Origin of the sequence: Paramicrobacterium chengjingii (genome assembly GCF_011751765.2) — a bacterium.
In the GTDB taxonomy this organism is placed as follows: domain Bacteria; phylum Actinomycetota; class Actinomycetes; order Actinomycetales; family Microbacteriaceae; genus Paramicrobacterium; species Paramicrobacterium chengjingii.
Window position 1 is genome coordinate 964829 of the sequence record NZ_CP061169.1, and the last position, 17622, is coordinate 982450.

A 17622-nucleotide genomic window follows, 5' to 3' on the forward strand; every position below is an offset into this window, starting at 1 on the left:
CCACGGGCGTGGAAAAGGGGGACCGGCTCCCTAATTCCGGTCCCCCTCAAGCCCCGGATGACAACGACAACCCGAATATCGTTCTCATCCGCCCCCAAACCAGAAATCCATTCCCTAGGTGGATAACCGGCTCATGGTGAAACTCAAAGAGTGCCACCTAGCAATTCCTATTCTTGTGGGGATGGGCGACCGACGCTAGTCGGCATTTTGGGGGACAAGGTCCCCCGCTTTCCCAAGCCGTGGCTTGCGAAAGCGCACGGCACATTATGCCGTAAAGTTGCGCCACCGTCCGGGACCTGGCGTCAGCGTGTGTCGAATGGGCCGCTGTGACCGCGTCCATTCGCTCGGGGCCTGCTCTCCGTTGGCCAGACCAGACTCGCGCGCCTCAGCGACAGCGGAGGCGATCACCGCACTGACTGCGGCAATCTCTTCTTCCGTCGGGTTTCCTCGCACAAAGCGGAACGCGCCGTGGGGGTGCGCTTCTTCACCGTCTGTGACGGGTGCAGAGTGTCGTCCTGGGGTCATCACAGTGGAATGTTTCCGTGCTTCTTGGGCGGCACCTGCGCCCTCTTGCCCTTGAGCGACCGGAAGGCCTTAGCAATCGACACGCGGGTAGCCGCGGGCTCGATCACGCCGTCGAGCTCTCCACGCTCGGCAGCGAGGAACGGACTTGCGACGTTGTACGTGTATTCGTTCGCGAGGCGGGTGCGCACCGCTGCGACATCCTCACCGTTCTCTTCCGCCTTCTTGATTTCGTTGCGGTAGAGAATATTGACGGCGCCCTGCCCGCCCATCACGGCGATCTCTGCCGTCGGCCACGCCAGGTTGACATCGGCGCCAAGCTGCTTGGAGCCCATCACGATGTAGGCGCCCCCGTACGCCTTGCGCAGAATCACGGTGACGAGCGGCACCGTCGCTTCGGCGTAGGCGTACAGCAGTTTTGCGCCGCGGCGGATGACGCCGGTCCATTCCTGATCGGTTCCGGGAAGGTAACCGGGAACGTCAACGAGCGTGAGGATCGGAATAGAGAACGCGTCGCAGAAGCGCACGAAACGGGACGCCTTCTCGCCCGCCTCGATATTGAGGGTTCCCGCCATGGCGTTCGGCTGATTGGCGATGATGCCGACGGACGTTCCCTCGATGCGCGCGAAACCGATCACGATGTTCGGCGCGAACAGCGGCTGAACCTCGAGAAACTCCTCGTCGTCGACGAGGTGCTCGATCACCGAGATGATGTCGTACGGCTGGTTGGGGGAGTCAGGAATGACTGTGTTGAGCTTGCGGTCAGCATCCGTCGTTTCCAAATCGAAGTCAGACGAATACGACGGCGGGTCAGACAGGTTGTTGTCGGGCAGAAAACCGATGAGGGTGCGAGCGTAGTCGAGCGCGTCGTCTTCGTCACTTGCGAGGTAGTGCGCGACACCCGAGCGTGTGTTGTGCGTGAGGGCACCGCCGAGCTCCTCCATTCCGACGTCTTCGCCCGTCACCGTCTTGATGACGTCGGGGCCCGTGACGAACATCTGGCTTGTCTTGTCGACCATGATCACGAAGTCGGTGAGCGCCGGCGAATAGACGGCACCGCCGGCCGCCGGGCCCATCACGATGGAGATCTGTGGAATCACGCCGGATGCAGCCGTGTTGCGACGGAAGATCTCGCCGTACTTGCCGAGGGCGACGACGCCCTCTTGAATGCGCGCTCCGCCCGAGTCGAGGATGCCGATGAGTGGAACGCCGCACTTCATGGCGTGGTCCATCACCTTGATGATCTTTTCGCCCGCGACCTCGCCGAGGGAGCCGCCGAAGATCGTGAAGTCCTGGGCGAAGACAGCAACCTGGCGGCCGCCGATCGTGCCGGTGCCGGTGACCACCGAGTCACCGTACGGGCGCTTGGCGTCCATGCCGAAGGCGTAGGTGCGGTGGCGCACGAACTCGTCGAGCTCAACGAAGCTTCCGTGGTCGAGCAGTTTCTCGATGCGCTCGCGGGCCGTCATCTTGCCCTTGGCGTGCTGCTTGATGATCGCAGAATCGCCCGACGCCGTCACTGCCTCGTGATAGCGGAGCTTGAGATCGGCGAGCTTTCCGGCCGTCGTGGTGATATCGGGCTCGTTCGAGCTGTCGTCTGGAGTCACGACGTTCACTCTATCTTGGCAACCCACAGTGATGCCCTTGGAGGGTTCTGACAAGCCGTTCTGGAAGTCTTGGTGGTTATCGACACATACGGATGCTGCCCGGCGGCGCCGAGCGCCATATTCTGTACATATGACCGCCCCCGATCTCTCCTCAAGTCTCGACGTCGCACCGCACATCACCTGGCTCACTGAAGCTGGCTCGACAAACGCTGAACTTACTTCACGGGCAGCGGACCCGACGATGCCGGACTTCTCCGTGCTGGTCACGGACGCACAGACGTCTGGTCGAGGTCGACGTGATCGCGTGTGGACGACGCCGCCCGGTGCGAGCCTCGCCACGTCTGTGCTGCTGCGCCCCGCTGTGCCGGCGGACCGGCTCGGTTGGATTCCGCTCATGGCAGGTCTTGCCATGACACGTTCCGTGCAGATGCTGTTGGCCGGGGCGGGGATGCGTGCGGCGGATGCATCGCTGAAGTGGCCGAACGATGTTCTCGTTCGGGGACTGAAAGTCAGCGGCATCCTGAGTGAACTCATTCCGGGCGACGAGCTCGCCGTCGTGATCGGTGCGGGACTCAATACCTCGATGACTCGCGACCAGTTGCCTGTGGACTCCGCGACGTCTCTCGCCATCGAGTGCCGCCGCACGTACAGCGTTGACACTGTTCTCTCGCTGTACCTGAAGCAACTGCGCGAATTGTATGAGGCGTTCGTGGCCTCTGGCGGCGATGCGCGTGCGTGCGGTCTCGTGTCGCAGGTGAGTGCCGCCTGTGAAACACTCGGGCAGGCTGTGAAGGTGCAGCTTCCTGACGGCGACCTCGTGGGGGTGGCGCGCGGCCTCGACGCTGACGGACGTCTGCTCGTGCAACCGGAGGGAGAATCGGTTCTGCGGAGCATTTCGGCGGGCGATGTAACGCATCTGCGCCCGCTCCCGAACGGCTGACGCGATCACGTGGGTGTTGAATGAACAGCGTGCTCGTGCTCGTTCCCGCGGCGTTGAGCCGTCATCCGTTCGGAGATCCCGCTCGCTGTACGGCGTGTTGCGCAAGACACGCCGCACCAATTTGCGTGTCTCCGAATGCGTAACCGCTCGGTGCTCACCGGTGAACGTTACCCGTATGCGGTGCTGTGAGCGCGAGCAACCGGGTGAGTGCCACATACACGATGTCCCAATTGTTGAGCGCATGGGAATAGCCGGCCCTGACAGTGGGAATGCCCTGTTTCATCGAGATGAGACCTTTGGCGAGGTCGCGCTTGCGTTGCTCCGGTGTCGAGTGAAAACTGTCTCCGTCGAGATCGAGACCCACGCGGTCGTCGACGAGCAAGTCGAGATCGCTTGCACCAGGTAGAGGAACCTGCACATCGACTCCGTGCCCCAACCGCACAAGTCTCACCCTGATGCGACTCTCTAGTCCGGAGTCTGCCCGCGCATCGACCAGGTTTCGACACACACTGCGCGACGGCGGAAGGTCGTGCGCGATAGTGAGCCAATCTGTGAGGCTGATCGCGTCATGATGCAGTGCCGAGTCGACGCACGCTATGGCCTGCTCGATGTCTTGGCACTGCAGAACTTGGCGGATGGCCTCAACAGGTTCAACGATCCAGTCGAGCTCGTCATCAGCTGCGTGTGCAGACCAATGCCGAACTGGTGCGCCGAGCCGGGGGCGCGTGTCAACTGTGAGAGGCGAATGCGGATGCGGTACGGCCGCCGTCGCGCGAATCGGAACGGTGAAGCTGGGCAGACGTCGACCGTGCAGTGGCATCGCCAGATGCGGTCGCGTGTCGTCAGCGCCCCAGAGGCCCCAGCGCCGCAAGGCAGAGATGCAGCCGAGGCGGCCACCTGAGCGAACGGCGATGATCTGCTCTGCGTCGGCTTTTGGTGTGGCGACCCAGCCTGACATGACGCGGGTGATCTCGTCATGTTGCACGGCAGCGGCGATGTCGCGGCGAGACGCTCCGTGGCGAAGGAGTGTTGAACTCCTGGCGATCTCTCCGTGTCGGTGAAGAAAATCCGCAATGTCCATGTGAGTACCTTCGCGAGAGAGTTGCATCGTGTGGAGTGAGTTCGAAAAACAGGGGATATTGACGCGGCGTTGGTGCGTGTGGACGGAGAGTCGCGTGCAGCCATTCGGAGATCTTGAGCGTTGAACGGCGTGTTGGGTCCGACACGCCGACGTTCCGGGACGATCTCCGAACGGCTGAACGCAAGTGTTGAGCACGGAGGGGCGCGGCGTAGCGCTCACGGCGGGGCTCGGCGTGCTGACAGCGTTGTCGCGCGGGCATGCGGCACAATGGAGTGCATGGACAACCGCACGGGCGAGCACGCGTCGGAGCGCGTCGTTGCCCGCATGCATCGGCACGGCCGCATCCTGATTCTTCCCGTTGTTATTCTGCTTGGCGTTGTCGGTGTTGTCTCGTTCTACTTCGGGTCGTTCCGCGAGCAATGGATCAACCTCACGTTCCTGTTCGGGGGGCTCGCGGCGATCATTTTGTTGGTGCTGCTTCCGTACTTCACCTGGCTCAATCGTCGGTACACACTCACGACGCGTCGCGTGATCGTTCGGCAGGGCTTCTTTGTGCGCACGCGCAATGAGCTGCTGCATTCGCGCGGCTACACCGTTACCGTCAAGCGCGGCCCGCTGCAGGCCATGTCGCGCTCGGGAGACATCGTGCTCACGTCTGGTGTCGACAAGCCACTGGTGCTCAAGGATGTGCCGGGCGCCAACCAGGTGCAGAACGTGCTGCACGATCTCATCGAGCGCGCGCAGGGGCAACTCGGCTACGGCGGCTACGCGGCGGGTTCCGTGCTGCGCGACGAGACCTCGGTTCTCTGAGGCGCCGTGCCCTGAGCAGCGGCAACCGGATGCTGCGCGGCAGCGCGCGCCGGCGAGAACACCCACCAGCGATACAGCGCAAACCGAAACACGGCGCCGAGCGCGAGGCCGATCACGTTTGACGAGATGTTGTCGGCGAGCACGCTCGTGAATCCGAGTACGTAGTGCGACACCCACAGGCTGCCGAGGCCGAAACCCATGCCGGCAATGCTCACGACGAAGAACTCGCTCGCCTCGCGCACCGTGTTGGATTGCCGAGTGTCGGCGAACGTCCAGAAGCGATTGCCCACCCAGTTGGTGACGATCGCGAGCGTCGTCGAGATGAGCTTCGCAATGAGTGGCCCTGTCTCGATGCTCTCGGGGGAGAGCACGGTGAGTCGCAGCGCATTGAAGATGACGATGTCGACGGCGAACCCTGCCGCACCCACGAGTCCGAAGCGGAGCACCTGCATGCCGAGCTGCCGCAGCCGGGCGGCACGGTTGTTCGTCATGCATCCGTCCTTCATGCGAGAAGATAGAGGAGTGAGCAGTTTAGCGACACTGGTTCGCGATCGACTGAGAATACAAACAGCCTCACGGCGATAGGAGCGACGCATGCCCGTAGTCGGTGTCATTGGCGCAGGTCAGCTTGCCCGCATGATGATTCCCCCCGCAATCAATCTGGGGCTTGAGATCCGTGTGCTGGCGGAGCAGGAGAACATGGCGGCGTCGCTCGCCGCAACGCAGGTGGGCGACTATCGCGACGTCGACACGGTGCTCGAGTTTGCGAAGGATGTCGACGTCATCACGTTCGATCACGAGCACGTGCCGCAAAACGTGTTGCGTGCGCTCGTCGATGCCGGGGTCGCTGTGCGCCCGGGGCCCGACGCTCTGCTGTACGCGCAAGACAAGATCGCCATGCGCGAAAAGCTCACAGAGCTGGGACTGCCTGTTCCCGACTGGGGCGCGGTCACCACGGAAGCAGAGCTGCAGAGCTTCATCGACGAACACGGCGGCTCAGCTGTTGTGAAGACACCGCGTGGCGGCTACGACGGCAAGGGCGTGCGCGTGGTATCGGCGGCGCACGAGGTGACCGACTGGTTCACTGCGTTGAGCGAAGACGGCCGCGGGGGAGCGCTGCTCGCCGAGGAGCTCGTCGACTTTCGGCGAGAACTCGCGCAGCTCACCGCGAGGCGCCCGTCTGGCCCGCTCGCCGTCTGGCCCGTTGTCGAGACGGTGCAGAAGAACGGAGTGTGTGCTGAAGTCTTCGCTCCGGCGCCGGGATCGGCCGGGCGCATTGCCGAGGTCGCCGCGCAGATCGCCGTCGACGTTGCCGAGGGGCTGGGAGTCACCGGTGTGTTCGCTGTGGAGCTCTTCGAGACGACAGACGATCGCCTGCTCGTGAATGAACTCGCGATGCGCCCGCACAACTCGGGACACTGGACGCAAGACGGCTCGACAACGAGCCAGTTTGAGCAGCACCTTCGTGCGGTGCTCGACCTACCGCTCGGGGCAACGGGGCTGCGCGATGAGACGTGCGTCATGATCAACATCCTCGGCGGTCCCACCGAGGGCACCGTGGCTGACCGTTACGCGCAGGCGCTTGAGAAGCATCCCACCGTCAAGGTGCACAATTACGGCAAGCAGCCGCGCCCCGGGCGCAAGATCGGCCACATCAATGCGGTGGGCGACAACCTCGACGACGTTGTCTTTGACGCGCGAGAGGCGGCATCGCACTTCGAGTGACTCTCCGGATGCTGTCAGCGACAGCGATTGGGCAGATCAGGCGTGAGCGTGCCGCGGTTTCTCCTGCTCAAGCTCCTGCTCGCGGGGTGCGAGGGCGATGGCGAAGAGCGTCGTCACGGGCATCGCGAGAATGAGGCCGGCGGTTCCGACGAGCGTGCGTACGATCTCCTGGCTGACGCGCTCTGTCGTGAGCAGGTCAATGATGTTCTGCGGGTACGTGTAGACGAGCAGAAGCATCATCATCACCGACCCGGCATACGCGAACACGAGCGTGTAGATGCTCGACGCCACGTGGTCGCGACCGATGCGCATTGCGGCAGTGAAGATCTGGCGGCGGCTTGCGTTGGGACTCAGGGCGCGCATCTCCCACACCGCCGACACCTGAGTGATCGTAATGTCATTGAGCACACCGAGCCCGGCGATGACGATCGTTGCCGAGACAATCGCCGACATGTTCACCTCGGGAACGCTGGAGAACAGCATCCACCCTTCTTCGCTCCCGGTGCCGGTGAGGTGCGCCCAGTCTGTGGTGATCACGCCGGCGATGGCCGTGAAAACGATGCCGAACAGAGCACCGAATAACGCGGCAGTTGTACGCACAGAGACGCCGTGCGCCAAATATAGAACGATCAGCATGATGGCCGTCGCGCCGATGATCGCCACGAGAATGGGCGGTTTGCCCGTGAGCATTGCGGGAAAGATGAACACAGCAAGCACGCCGATCGCGATGGCGACGCCGACAAGTGCTCGAATGCCGCGCCAGGTGCCGACGAGCGCAACGATGATCACGAGCGCGATGACAATGACGACGAGCTGAAAGGTGCGCTGGTAATCGTAGAACGCGTAGTTGACGGGCTCGGCCTCTGTCGCCTCCAGTCGAATGAGTCGCACGTTGTCGCCCGATTCCATTCCCGTGCTGGCATAGGTTGACGGGTCGATCTCGAACGTCGCGCGCTTTCCGTCGCTCAGGTGCGAGATGACGCGGGCGCATGGCCCTTCGATTCCCGCCATCGCAGACCGTTCGCCTTGGTCGTCTTGGCAGTCGAACTCGGTGACGACGGCCACAGAAGCGTCAACGAGGCTCACACCGTCGCCCTCATACGGCCCCTCTTGCTGCGGAATGGCGCCGGGCTGCGGCCACAGGGCGAACATGCCGACGGCAACGGCGGCTGCGACCGCGAGCACGATGATCGTCAGAATTCTCGCCAGGCGGGGGCGAGGGCTATCGGAACGGACGGTGCCGTGAGAGTGACCCATTTGCTGAAACTTACCAGCAGATGGCGCAACGGATGCTGTCGCACACGCGCCGTGACGGCATCCGCGGGGTTAAATCCAGCCCTGCTGCCACGCGTGCTCGGCAGCCTCCTGACGGGAGTCGACGCCCAGCTTCGTCATGGCAGACGAGAGGTAGTTGCGCACGGTTCCCTGCGCGAGGTTGAGCCGCCCGGCGATCTGCTGAACGTTGAGCGTTGACCGGCTCAGGCGCACGGCGTCGAGCTCGCGGTCGGTGAGCGGGCAGCGTTCGGCGGCAAGCGCGGCCGCGGCGATCTCGGAGTCGATGTAGCGTCTGCCGGCGGCCACGTCGCGAATGACATCGGCGATCTGCTCGGCCGGGGTCGACTTCGGCACAAACCCCGAAATGCGGGCAGACAGCGCTCGCCGCAGCACTCCAGGTCGCGCATGGCGCGTGACGAGCACCACGCGCGTCGGCACGGCGCGGATAATGCGCTCCGCGGCCTCGAGCCCGTCGGCCTGCGGCATCTCCAGGTCGAGCAAACAGACGTCAGGTCGCGTTTCGGCGGCCCGTTCGATCGCCGCGAGTCCGTTGTCGACGCTCGCGACAACCTCGAGGTCGGGCTCGAGCGAAAGCAGCGCTACGAGCGCCGTGCGAATCATGTGCTCGTCATCGGCGATCAGCAAGCGGATGCTGCGCTGCGCCGTCTCGGAATCAGACATGTGGGCTCCCCTCACCGACTGCGCCGTCGGGAATCGTGGCGATAAGTTCGAATCGCCCGGCATCGAGCGTTGTGGCAAAAGTTCCACCGTGGTTCTCGACGCGCGTGCGGAGCCCATCGAGACCCGTGCCCGAGGTGTCGACAGCAGGTGTGGAACTGACGCCGTCGTTCGAAACGGTGAGGCGGCAGCATCCGCCGTCGGACTCCACGCTGATGGTCACCGCCCCGGCTGAGCTGTGGCGAATGATGTTTGTCGTCGCCTCGCGCACGACATAGGCGAGGGCGCGGCGGGCTGTCGCGCTGGCAGGCAGTGCTTCGATGCGCAGCTCACAGGCCGCACCGGCGGCAGAGAGCACCTCGCGAGCGTTCTCGAGCTCGTCGTCGAGCCCGACCTCGCGGTAACCGGCGACGAGCGATCGCGTCTCTTGCAGCGCCTCCGAAGCGATTAAGCGGGTTTCGCGCAGTTGCTCGCGGGCCGCTGCCGGGTCGCGCTGCAGCATCCGTTCTGCCAGCTCTGCCTTCAACGCGATCACCTGCAGGTGGTGCCCCTGAATATCATGCAGGTCAGCGGCGAAGCGCAGCCGCTCCTTGGCAATGGCGAGCTCTGCCGCTGAGCGCCGGTGCCTGTCGAGTTCGATGACGATGTTCCACCACCACAGGCTGAGAATCACAACGACCGGCATGAATGCTGCGAAGAGGAAAATCGCGATGTCGCGTTCACCAAGCGCCGTGTCGACCGTAAATGGCAGCGTCGCTTTCGCGAGCAGGTAGCTGCCGATCGTTATCGCGACGCCCGCACCGAGCACGTTCCAGCGGGTCCGCTCCGGTAGCAGACATGCGACAAGTACGACGGATAGCCAGAACGGAAGTGGCGCGACGCGCCACAGGTCTGGCGAGAACAGGCCGAGAACAAGGGCAGGGGCGGATGCTGCGAAGAGCGTCGCCGTCCAGGCGGTGTGCGGCAGGCCGCCGCCGAGTCCGTCGCGCAAGAACCAGCAGAAGCGTACCTGCACAATCGTCGACGCGAGCGTGAAGACGACGATCAGAATGTCGATGGACGAGTGCGACCGTGAGAGCGCGGAGAGGCCTCGGATGAGCAGGACGCCGTCAAGAACGAGGAAGAAGAAGACGATCGAACCGAGCGTGTATACCCAGGTGGCGTGAACGCTGCCTTCGGCGCTCGTTCGCGCCGCCGGCGCCGCTGCAGCTGGGGTGACGTCACCGACCATCAGCGTGCGCTTCGTGCGGAGGAATGGCGTGGCATGGCTCTGAGTGTAGATCAGTGACAAATGTCACGGATGCCGGTGCGAAACTTCATGCAAAACGGTGACGTCGTGATACTTACCGTGCCGTCAGAAGCTCGCGAGGATTGTGATGCACGGTCGAACTCGGCCGGCACAAAGACCGCGAACGTCGACAGAGAGGCCCCACCATGATCGAGACACTTCAGAACGCCGTGTCGTCATTACCTGAAGCGCTTACGTGGCTCGGAATCATGCTCGCCGCGGCGATTCCGCTTGTCGAGTCGTACTTCGGCTCAGTGATCGGCGTGCTGATCGGTCTGCATCCGGCTGTCGCGATCGGGCTGGCTGTGATCGGAAACATCGTGTCGATGCTGATCTTTGTGTTGAGCGCCCACGCGGTGCGCCAGAAGGTGACGTCGAGCGCGGTGCAGAAAGAAGAGACGCCGCGTCGGCGCAAACTGCGCGAGCGCTTTGACCGTTACGGTGTGGCGGGGGTGAGCCTGGCTGGTCAGGCGCTGCTGCCCAGCCAGATCACGTCGGCGGCGATGGTTTCGTTCGGGGCGTCGAAGAACGCGGTGATCTTCTGGCAGATCATCTCGATCATTCTCTGGGGTGTGGCGTTCGGAGTGCTGGCTACGCTCGGCGTCAGCTTTCTCTGACGGGGATCGCGCCGGAAATCAGTCACCTGTCGTGAGTGCAGTTGCGAAGGCAGCGACGTCCAATGCCGGTACGGGTAGAGCCAGTCGGTCGCGGGCGCGAAGCCCGTCGAGAATGAGTGCCAGGTACCGTCGCCAGAGATCGGGATGTTCATCACTGACGCGGTAAACGCTGTTGAGCATCGCGAAGATCGGGCCGATGTCTGTGACTGACACCCCGTCGCGCAGAAGCCCGGCCGCGTGTGCGCGGTCAAACAGGGGAGAGAGAACGGCGACGAGTTTCTCGGCGATGCGTTCGTGTGGCCCGAAGCCGTCGTTTCCGAGAAACGTCTCGCACAGACCGCGATCTCGTGCCTGATTCGCCGCCGTGATCTCGAAGAATGCAACGATGGCGAGCCACGGGTCTTCGATCTCCAACGCCGTTTGTGCCTCGGCCAGGGCAGAGTCGACTGCTGCGTCGTACAAAGTCTCGACGATCGCCTTCTTGCTGGAGAAATTTCTGTAGACGGTGCCGACGCCGATTCCCGCGTGCCGGGCGATGTCCTCGAGCGTCGCAGAGAGTCCCTGCTGCGCAAACACCTCACGCGCCGCTTGTACAAGACGCTCGTTGTTCAGTGCCGCATCTTTTCGCTTCGGCCGTGCGTTGTGTTCGTCGAGAGACATAGCATCATTATCGTGTCTGATCGGTCACCGGTCGTCGTCAGTGCGCATATCGGCTAACGGCGCCGCGCAAGGCCGTCCACCTGCTCGGCCAGCAGATTGAGCTCACCTAAGGCTGCGGGCGACGTGGTGCCAAGCGGTGCAGCAGCCGAGCTGCGCAGAAGCAATCGAAATAGGGCAATGAGCACACCGTGGGGAAGCACGCGCAATGCGCCGAAGGCACGTGGCACAGGCCGCATCGGCAGCGCTTCGAGATTCTGCCTGATGAGCCGGACCATGTCGCGAAGTGAGGCTCGATTGCCGGCCAGGGCATTGGGGTCGCCCGCCGTGTGCACAGCGTGCGCAAGTGGCACCTCGAACGCGGCATGCGTTTTGAGCCAGGCATCCATGCGGGGCTCGGCTTTGCCAGTGAATCCCGCGGAGCGGAACATTCGCACAATTCGTTCTACTCGCGGAGTTGTTTGGCCGTCGATTTCACCGATTGGCATATGGACGAGGCGTGTCAGCAGCGTTCTGCGTCCGTAGCGGACAATATCCCCGTCCATTGTGCCGCCTTGATTGCCGAAGCCTAGAAGAACTCGCTCCCGCCCGATCGCTTCGGCAAGCGGCTCGGGGCCGCCTGCCCAGTTCACAAGGAACAGCACGTCACCGTCGCTCTCGACAAGCTGCTCGAGCACGGAATCTACCTGGTGTGAGCGCACCAAAACGAGGATCAGATCGTACTTTCCGGCCGGACTCTCGACAGCGGAGACGGGAACCTGCCTGACTGACGTACTCTCGTTCTCGGCGAGAAGCACGCCCCGCTTTCGCAGAGATGCCAGTCGATCGCCCCGGGCGAGAAGAGAGACATCGTGCCCGGCGTCATGGAGACGGGCAGCGTACAAGCTCCCGAGCACGCCGGCGCCATAGACGAGAATTTTCATTGCAGGCTCGCTTCGTGCGTCGGAGCGGGCTGCACGTTCAGGATGGCCACGGGGCTCCTCTGGGTCGTTAAGCGGAACACATTGTTCCGGTACGACTTTACATCAAGCGGAACCGATCATTCCAGTTAGATTACGACACAAGATCGCCGAGGGCGACATCCTCATCCGTCAGGCGGCCAGGAGCGACATAGTGCCCGATCACCGCGCGCAGATCGTCGTTGACGTCCCAGGTGTTGACGTTCATCGCCGCGGTGACGCGGCCGTCGTTCGACCAGAAGGCGATGAACTCACCTGATCCGAGGTGGCCGCGAACGTGCACGTCGTCGTCAGAGCTGCCGTGCCCGACATACTCCATGCCAAAGTCGAACTGGTCTGTGAAGAAGTATGGCTGCCAGTCGTATACCGCGCCTGAACCGAGAATTGTCTGAGCTGCAAGCTGCCCCTGGCGCATCGCGTTGTCCCAGTGCTCGACCCGCAGCGGGGCGCCCGTCACGGTGTTCTGTGCGAGAGCGATGTCACCGACTGCGAGTACCGCGGGGTGAGATGTGCGCAGGTGCTCATCGACGATGACGCCGTTGTCGACGGCAAGACCAGCGGATGCCGCGAGCTCGGTGTTCGGTGCCGCACCGACGCCGATCACGACGGCATCCGCGTCGAAATGGCCTGCCGAGCTGTCGACCCCTGTCACACGCCCGTTATCGCCCTTGAGCGCTGTGACGCTGACGTTTGTGCGCAGGTCGACGCCGTTGTCAGTGTGCAGGTCGTACATGTAGGCCGCGAGTGTGTCGCCCAGCACACGCTGCAGGGGGAGTGGCGCGTATTCGAGCACCGTGACGTCGGTTCCCGCGAGCTTCGCCGCTGCCGCCACTTCGAGCCCGATCCATCCGGCACCAATGATGACGAGCTTCTTTCCATCGCCGAAGTGCGCCTTGATGGCCGGCGTGTCTGGCATGCGCCGCATCGTGTGAACGCCGTCGAGGTCAGAACCATCGAGCGGCAGCATCCGTGGGCTCGAACCTGTCGCGAGAACGACGTGCTCGTACCCGATGATGTCGCCGTTCTCGAGGCTCACCGTCGATTCGCTGAGGTTCAGTGCGTTGGCAGCCATGCCGAAGCGTGTGGTCACCGATTTCTTCTCATACCAATCGGCATCGTGTACGTAGAGACTCGATGCGTCGTCCGTGCCCAGCAGAACCTCCTTCGAGAGCCCAGGCCGCTCGTAGGGGCGCTCGGGCTCGTCGCCGATGAGCGTGATGGGGTCGGCGTAGCCGCCCTCGCGCAGCCCTTCAGCTACCTTTGCTCCGGCGAGGCCGGCCCCGACAATAACGGTTCCTTGAGTACTCATGACTGCTCCTCTTTCTCGACGATCGACAATCTCTGGCGGTTCGGCTCAGCTCACTGATGAGAGAAACTCGGAGCGTGCTGCGCTCTCGCGCAGGTCGCCCGTGAAGGCTGAGGTTCGCGTGCGGGCGCCGCCGGCGCGCACGCCACGAAGTGACATGCACGTGTGCTCCGCCTCGATCACCACACCGACGCCGCGTGCCATGAGAGCGGCATTGAGATGATCGGCGATCTGCTGCGTGAGGTTCTCTTGCGTCTGGGGCCCGCGCGCGTACATCTCGACGGTGCGTGCTAGCTTCGACAGCCCGACGAGCCGGTCGCCGGGCAGATACCCCACATGGGCCACGCCCGTGAAGGGAAGAAAGTGGTGCTCGCACAGAGACTGCACGGGGATGGCCGCGACGAGCACGAGCTCCGAATACCCCTCGTCGTTGTCGAACGTCGTCATCTCGAAAGGATCGCTCGACATCATCTCGAGGTACGCCTTGGCCATGCGCATGGCGCTTTCGTGTCGCGCCGGCCCACTCAGATCTACACCGAGAGCCTCAAGAAAGCCTCGCGCATGATGCGCCGCTCGATCGACATCGGGAAGTGTCTGCTTCACGGTGGTGGTCATCGAATGCGTGAGGGTCATGGCGAATCTGCTTTCTAACGGATAGTATTGCTTACGTTAGAACGTTGCGGCGAGAAGGTCAAGGATGGCGGTGCCGTGGTGAAAGAGGAGACGATGTTGAACGCTGCGCGGCAGACAGGCAGCTTCGCCGCGGTGAGCGTGCTCGCCGACGAGACGAGACGTTCCCTTTACCTGTATGTCTGCGCTCAGCCGCATCCGGTTTCACGCGATCAGGCGGCGGATGCCGCTCAGGTGCCGGTGCATACGGCGAAGTTTCATCTCGACAAGCTTGAGGCGGCTGGGCTGCTGCTCGCCTCGTATGCTCGCACGAGCGGCAAATCAGGGCCGGGAGCGGGGCGCAGCGCCAAGCTGTATGAGCGCTCCGACGTCGAGCTCGACATCTCGCTGCCCGCTCGCGAGTACGTGCTCGCTGGCGAACTGATGGCGCAGGCTATCGCACGGTCGTCACGAAACGGGGACGACATTGCGCGGGCGCTACGCGATGTGGCACGCGAGAAGGGCGTGAGCCTTGCGGCGAACCGCGAGAACACGGGGACGGATGCCGCCACGGCGTTCGGTATCGCCGTGTCGACGCTGCGTGACCTGGGCTACGAGCCGCGCGTCGAGGGCGACCGTGTCGTGATGGCCAATTGTCCGTTCCATCGGCTGGCCGGAGCTCACACGAAGCTGGTGTGCGGCATGAACCACGACATGCTGAGCGCTTTCACCGACAGCGTCGCCCCTGGCGTGCTTCAGGCCAACCTCGATCCAGCGCCGGGGCGCTGCTGCGTCACCCTCTGCGCCACGGACTGAATCTGCGAACACCGTAGAGTAAATCTCATGCCCGCGGAACCACTCACACTTCCCCACACATCATCCGACTGGAACCCCTTCATCGCCGACGGCGCCGATTCTGCCCTCGATGCCGCACGCGACGTCGTTGCGCTTCTCACAGACGGCACGTCGCGCACACCCCTCGCCGTGCTCGAACTGTGGAATGACGCGGACGCTCGTGTAGCGACAGCATCCGGGTTCACCTCACTCTTCGCCGAAGTACACCCCGACGCGAGCGTGCGCGAGCTCGCTGAGGTGAAAACCCAGGAGATCACCGCCTTTCTCACCGAGCGCGGGCAGAATCGCGAGCTGTACAACGTTTTCGCTGTGCTCGATGCCTCCGAGCTCGACGCCGAGGCCGCCCGTCTGCTCAATCACGTGTTGCGGGACTTTACACGCAGCGGCGTCGACCGCGACGACGCAACGCGCGCCCGGCTCACCGAGATCAGCGAGCGTTCGACGATTGTCGCGCAGGAGTTCTCACGAAACATCCGCGACGATGTGCGCACGCTGCGGCTCCGCCCCGAACAGCTTGACGGCCTGCCCGACGATTACCGTGACGAGCACGGCGTCGGTGATGACGGACTCGTCGCCATCACCACGGATTACCCCGACACCGTTCCCTTTCTCACCTTCGCCACCGATCGCGAGGCGCGGCACGCGGTGTCACGGCAATTCAACAATCGGGCGTGGCCGGCAAATGATCAGCTGCTGCACGAGCTTCTCGACCTTCGCGCCGAGCAGGCGACGCTGCTGGGGTACGACTCGTGGCCTGATTTCGACACCGAGGTGAAGATGATCGGCTCGGGCGACGCGATCGGTGAGTTCATCGAGCGCATCTCAGACCTGGCCGGCGAGAGCGGCAGAGCCGAGGTCCAGACGCTGCTGAAGCGCGCACAGCAGGACGACCCGACCATCACAGCGATCACCGTGGGCGACGGCGCCTACTACACCGAGCTGGTTCGGCGCGAGCAGTTCGGCGTCGATGCGGGGGCCGTGCGCCGTTTCTTCGACTTCGACCGCGTACGCGCCGGCCTTCTCGAGGTGACGGGGCGATTGTTCGGCATCAGCTATCGTGAGCGCCCCGACGTGCCGCGCTGGTCTGACGACGTCACCTGTTACGACGTTCTTCGTGGAGACGAACGCATCGGGCGCATCTATCTCGACCTGCATCCCCGCGAGGGAAAATACAAGCACGCGGCGCAGTTCGACCTCGCCACAGGGGTGAGCGGTATGCAACTGCCCGAAGGAACCCTCGTGTGCAACTTCCCGCGCGGGCTCATGGAGCACTCGCAGGTGGTCACCCTGTTTCACGAGTTCGGCCACCTTGTGCACCACGTTCTGGGCGGCAACCAGCGCTGGGTGCGATTCTCGGGCGTCGCAACGGAGTGGGACTTCGTCGAGGCGCCGTCGCAGATGCTCGAAGAGTGGGCGTGGGATGCCGACATTCTGCGTTCCTTCGCTGTCGACGCCGACGGTGTGCCGATTCCCGCCGACCTCGTGGCGCGGATGCGTACGGCAGAAGACTTCGGCCGGGCGCAGCGCGTGCGAACCCAGATGCACTACGCAGCGGTTTCCTACCGCCTGCACCGTGAGCGGCCAGTCGATCACGATGCGGCGGTCGCGGAGCTTGCCCGACGCTACTCGCTCATTACACCGTTGTCCGACACGCACTTCCAAGCGGCGTTCGGCCATCTTGAGGGGTACGGTTCTGGGTACTACACCTACATGTGGAGCCTGGTGATTGCGAAAGACCTGTTTTCTGCCTTCGATCCGCAGAACCTGTTTGACGCGGAGGTGGCGGCGCGCTATCGCGATGAGATTCTTGCGCGCGGCGGGTCCGCTGACGCAGCCGACCTCGTCGCAGCGTTCCTCGGCCGGCCGTACTCATTCGACGCCTTCGGACGCTGGCTCGAGGGCGATAACTGAACACACGGTCATCCTTGCGGCTGAATTGCGACAGCATCCGGTGGGCCGCACGGATGACAATCACGTTTTCGTCAGGCGTGCTCGGCTACGGTGAGGCACATGCTGATCGCCGCTTCCGACTCCACGCTCTCGGGAGTTGCCGCCTGGGCCGTCTCCCTCATGGAGACCCTCGGCGGCGTCGGAGCGGGAATCGCCATCGCGCTTGAGAACCTGTTTCCGCCCTTGCCGAGTGAGATCATTCTGCCGCTCGCCGGCTTCACGGCAAGCCAGGGAAACATGGGGCTTGCCGAGGCAATCATCTGGACGACGATCGGCTCGCTTGTCGGCGCATTCGCCCTCTACGGCCTTGGCGCATGGCTGGGTCGCGAGAGGCTGATCAAGATCGCCGACTGGATGCCGCTGGTCAAGGTGTCTGAGGTGGAGAGCGCCGAGAAGTGGTTCGGGAAGCACGGCAAGAAGGCGATCTTCTTTGGCCGCATGCTGCCGATCTTTCGCAGTCTCATCTCGATTCCGGCGGGCGTCGAACGCATGAGCATCGTCTGGTTCGGAGCGCTAACTCTCGCGGGCAGTCTCATCTGGAACACCGTGTTCATTCTCGCCGGGTTCTATCTTGGCGAGAATTGGCACATCGTCGAGGAGTACGCCGACATTCTGAAGTACATCGTCATCGCGGGAGTCGTGATCGCCCTCGCCGTGTGGATCGTCTACCGCGTGCGTGCTGCGCGGCGGGAAGGAACGGGCACCGACGGATGACGCTGCCGGGTCGTGTGCTACCTGTGTGA

At 63.4% G+C, this 17622-nt stretch carries 18 protein-coding genes; 7 read left to right on the forward strand and 11 right to left on the reverse strand.

Going from position 1 to position 17622, the window contains the following annotated elements; genetic code table 11:
• Positions 1-264: 264 nt before the first annotated feature.
• Entirely contained in the window at positions 265-525 is a 261-nt protein-coding gene (locus HCR76_RS04700) for an acyl-CoA carboxylase epsilon subunit (protein ID WP_166990243.1), read from the reverse strand.
• The gene (locus HCR76_RS04705; protein ID WP_166988693.1) at positions 525-2129 is read right to left on the reverse strand and encodes an acyl-CoA carboxylase subunit beta; all 1605 of its coding nucleotides are present in this window, start codon (positions 2127-2129) and stop codon (positions 525-527) included. The genes HCR76_RS04700 and HCR76_RS04705 overlap by 1 nt, the downstream gene beginning before the upstream one ends.
• Positions 2130-2259: 130 nt before the next feature.
• Here HCR76_RS04705 and HCR76_RS04710 point away from each other — a divergent pair, with 130 nt between their 5' ends.
• The gene (locus HCR76_RS04710; RefSeq protein WP_166988695.1) at positions 2260-3069 is read left to right on the forward strand and encodes a biotin--[acetyl-CoA-carboxylase] ligase; all 810 of its coding nucleotides are present in this window, start codon (positions 2260-2262) and stop codon (positions 3067-3069) included.
• 154 nt (positions 3070-3223) lie between these two features.
• Here HCR76_RS04710 and HCR76_RS04715 read toward each other — a convergent pair whose 3' ends face one another.
• Positions 3224-4150 (reverse strand): hypothetical protein, encoded by a 927-nt coding sequence (locus tag HCR76_RS04715; protein WP_166988697.1) that lies wholly within the window; start codon positions 4148-4150, stop codon positions 3224-3226.
• A gap of 276 nt (positions 4151-4426) precedes the next feature.
• On the opposite strand from HCR76_RS04715, the gene HCR76_RS04720 reads away from it, so the two are divergent.
• Positions 4427-4960 carry a PH domain-containing protein gene (locus HCR76_RS04720; protein ID WP_166988699.1) on the forward strand — a complete coding sequence of 178 codons (534 nt, stop codon included), beginning with the start codon at positions 4427-4429 and terminating at the stop codon, positions 4958-4960.
• Here the strand turns inward: HCR76_RS04720 and HCR76_RS04725 are convergent.
• Positions 4915-5451 carry a GtrA family protein gene (locus HCR76_RS04725; RefSeq protein WP_166988701.1) on the reverse strand — a complete coding sequence of 179 codons (537 nt, stop codon included), beginning with the start codon at positions 5449-5451 and terminating at the stop codon, positions 4915-4917. The two genes, HCR76_RS04720 and HCR76_RS04725, sit on opposite strands and share 46 nt — an antisense overlap.
• 103 nt (positions 5452-5554) lie before the next feature.
• Here HCR76_RS04725 and HCR76_RS04730 point away from each other — a divergent pair, with 103 nt between their 5' ends.
• Positions 5555-6685 (forward strand): 5-(carboxyamino)imidazole ribonucleotide synthase, encoded by a 1131-nt coding sequence (locus tag HCR76_RS04730; RefSeq protein WP_166988703.1) that lies wholly within the window; start codon positions 5555-5557, stop codon positions 6683-6685.
• A 36-nt stretch (positions 6686-6721) separates the two neighbouring features.
• Here HCR76_RS04730 and HCR76_RS04735 read toward each other — a convergent pair whose 3' ends face one another.
• From HCR76_RS04735 to HCR76_RS04745, 3 genes are all read right to left on the reverse strand, one after another.
• Positions 6722-7942, reverse strand: a complete 1221-nt coding sequence (locus HCR76_RS04735; RefSeq protein WP_166988705.1) for a YibE/F family protein — start codon at positions 7940-7942, stop codon at positions 6722-6724.
• Between the two features lie 69 nt (positions 7943-8011).
• Positions 8012-8641, reverse strand: coding sequence for a response regulator transcription factor (locus HCR76_RS04740; protein WP_166988707.1), 630 nt, complete (start codon positions 8639-8641; stop codon positions 8012-8014).
• Positions 8634-9929 carry a sensor histidine kinase gene (locus HCR76_RS04745; protein ID WP_166988709.1) on the reverse strand — a complete coding sequence of 432 codons (1296 nt, stop codon included), beginning with the start codon at positions 9927-9929 and terminating at the stop codon, positions 8634-8636. Before HCR76_RS04745 ends, HCR76_RS04740 begins: the two co-directional genes overlap by 8 nt.
• Positions 9930-10072: 143 nt before the next feature.
• Between HCR76_RS04745 and HCR76_RS04750 the strand changes: the two genes are divergently transcribed.
• Entirely contained in the window at positions 10073-10543 is a 471-nt protein-coding gene (locus HCR76_RS04750) for a hypothetical protein (RefSeq protein ID WP_166988711.1), read from the forward strand.
• 18 nt (positions 10544-10561) lie between these two features.
• Here HCR76_RS04750 and HCR76_RS04755 read toward each other — a convergent pair whose 3' ends face one another.
• From HCR76_RS04755 to folE, 4 genes are all read right to left on the reverse strand, one after another.
• Positions 10562-11203: a TetR/AcrR family transcriptional regulator gene (locus HCR76_RS04755; protein WP_166988713.1), complete on the reverse strand. Its 642-nt coding sequence runs from the start codon at positions 11201-11203 to the stop codon at positions 10562-10564.
• 53 nt (positions 11204-11256) lie between these two features.
• Positions 11257-12123, reverse strand: coding sequence for a ketopantoate reductase family protein (locus tag HCR76_RS04760; RefSeq protein ID WP_166988715.1), 867 nt, complete (start codon positions 12121-12123; stop codon positions 11257-11259).
• 130 nt (positions 12124-12253) lie between these two features.
• Positions 12254-13468, reverse strand: a complete 1215-nt coding sequence (locus tag HCR76_RS04765) for an NAD(P)/FAD-dependent oxidoreductase (protein WP_166988717.1) — start codon at positions 13466-13468, stop codon at positions 12254-12256.
• Positions 13469-13513: 45 nt separating this feature from the next.
• A complete protein-coding gene (gene folE / locus HCR76_RS04770) occupies positions 13514-14098 on the reverse strand; it encodes a GTP cyclohydrolase I (protein WP_198248140.1) in 585 nt (194 codons plus the stop codon).
• A gap of 27 nt (positions 14099-14125) precedes the next feature.
• Here folE and HCR76_RS04775 point away from each other — a divergent pair, with 27 nt between their 5' ends.
• From HCR76_RS04775 to HCR76_RS04785, 3 genes are all read left to right on the forward strand, one after another.
• On the forward strand, positions 14126-14890 hold the full coding sequence (locus tag HCR76_RS04775) for a helix-turn-helix transcriptional regulator (RefSeq protein ID WP_198248141.1): 765 nt from the start codon (positions 14126-14128) through the stop codon (positions 14888-14890).
• Positions 14891-14917: 27 nt separating this feature from the next.
• Positions 14918-16840, forward strand: coding sequence for a M3 family metallopeptidase (locus HCR76_RS04780; RefSeq protein WP_166988719.1), 1923 nt, complete (start codon positions 14918-14920; stop codon positions 16838-16840).
• 99 nt (positions 16841-16939) lie between these two features.
• The gene (locus HCR76_RS04785) at positions 16940-17593 is read left to right on the forward strand and encodes a DedA family protein (RefSeq protein ID WP_166988721.1); all 654 of its coding nucleotides are present in this window, start codon (positions 16940-16942) and stop codon (positions 17591-17593) included.
• Positions 17594-17622: the final 29 nt, after the last annotated feature.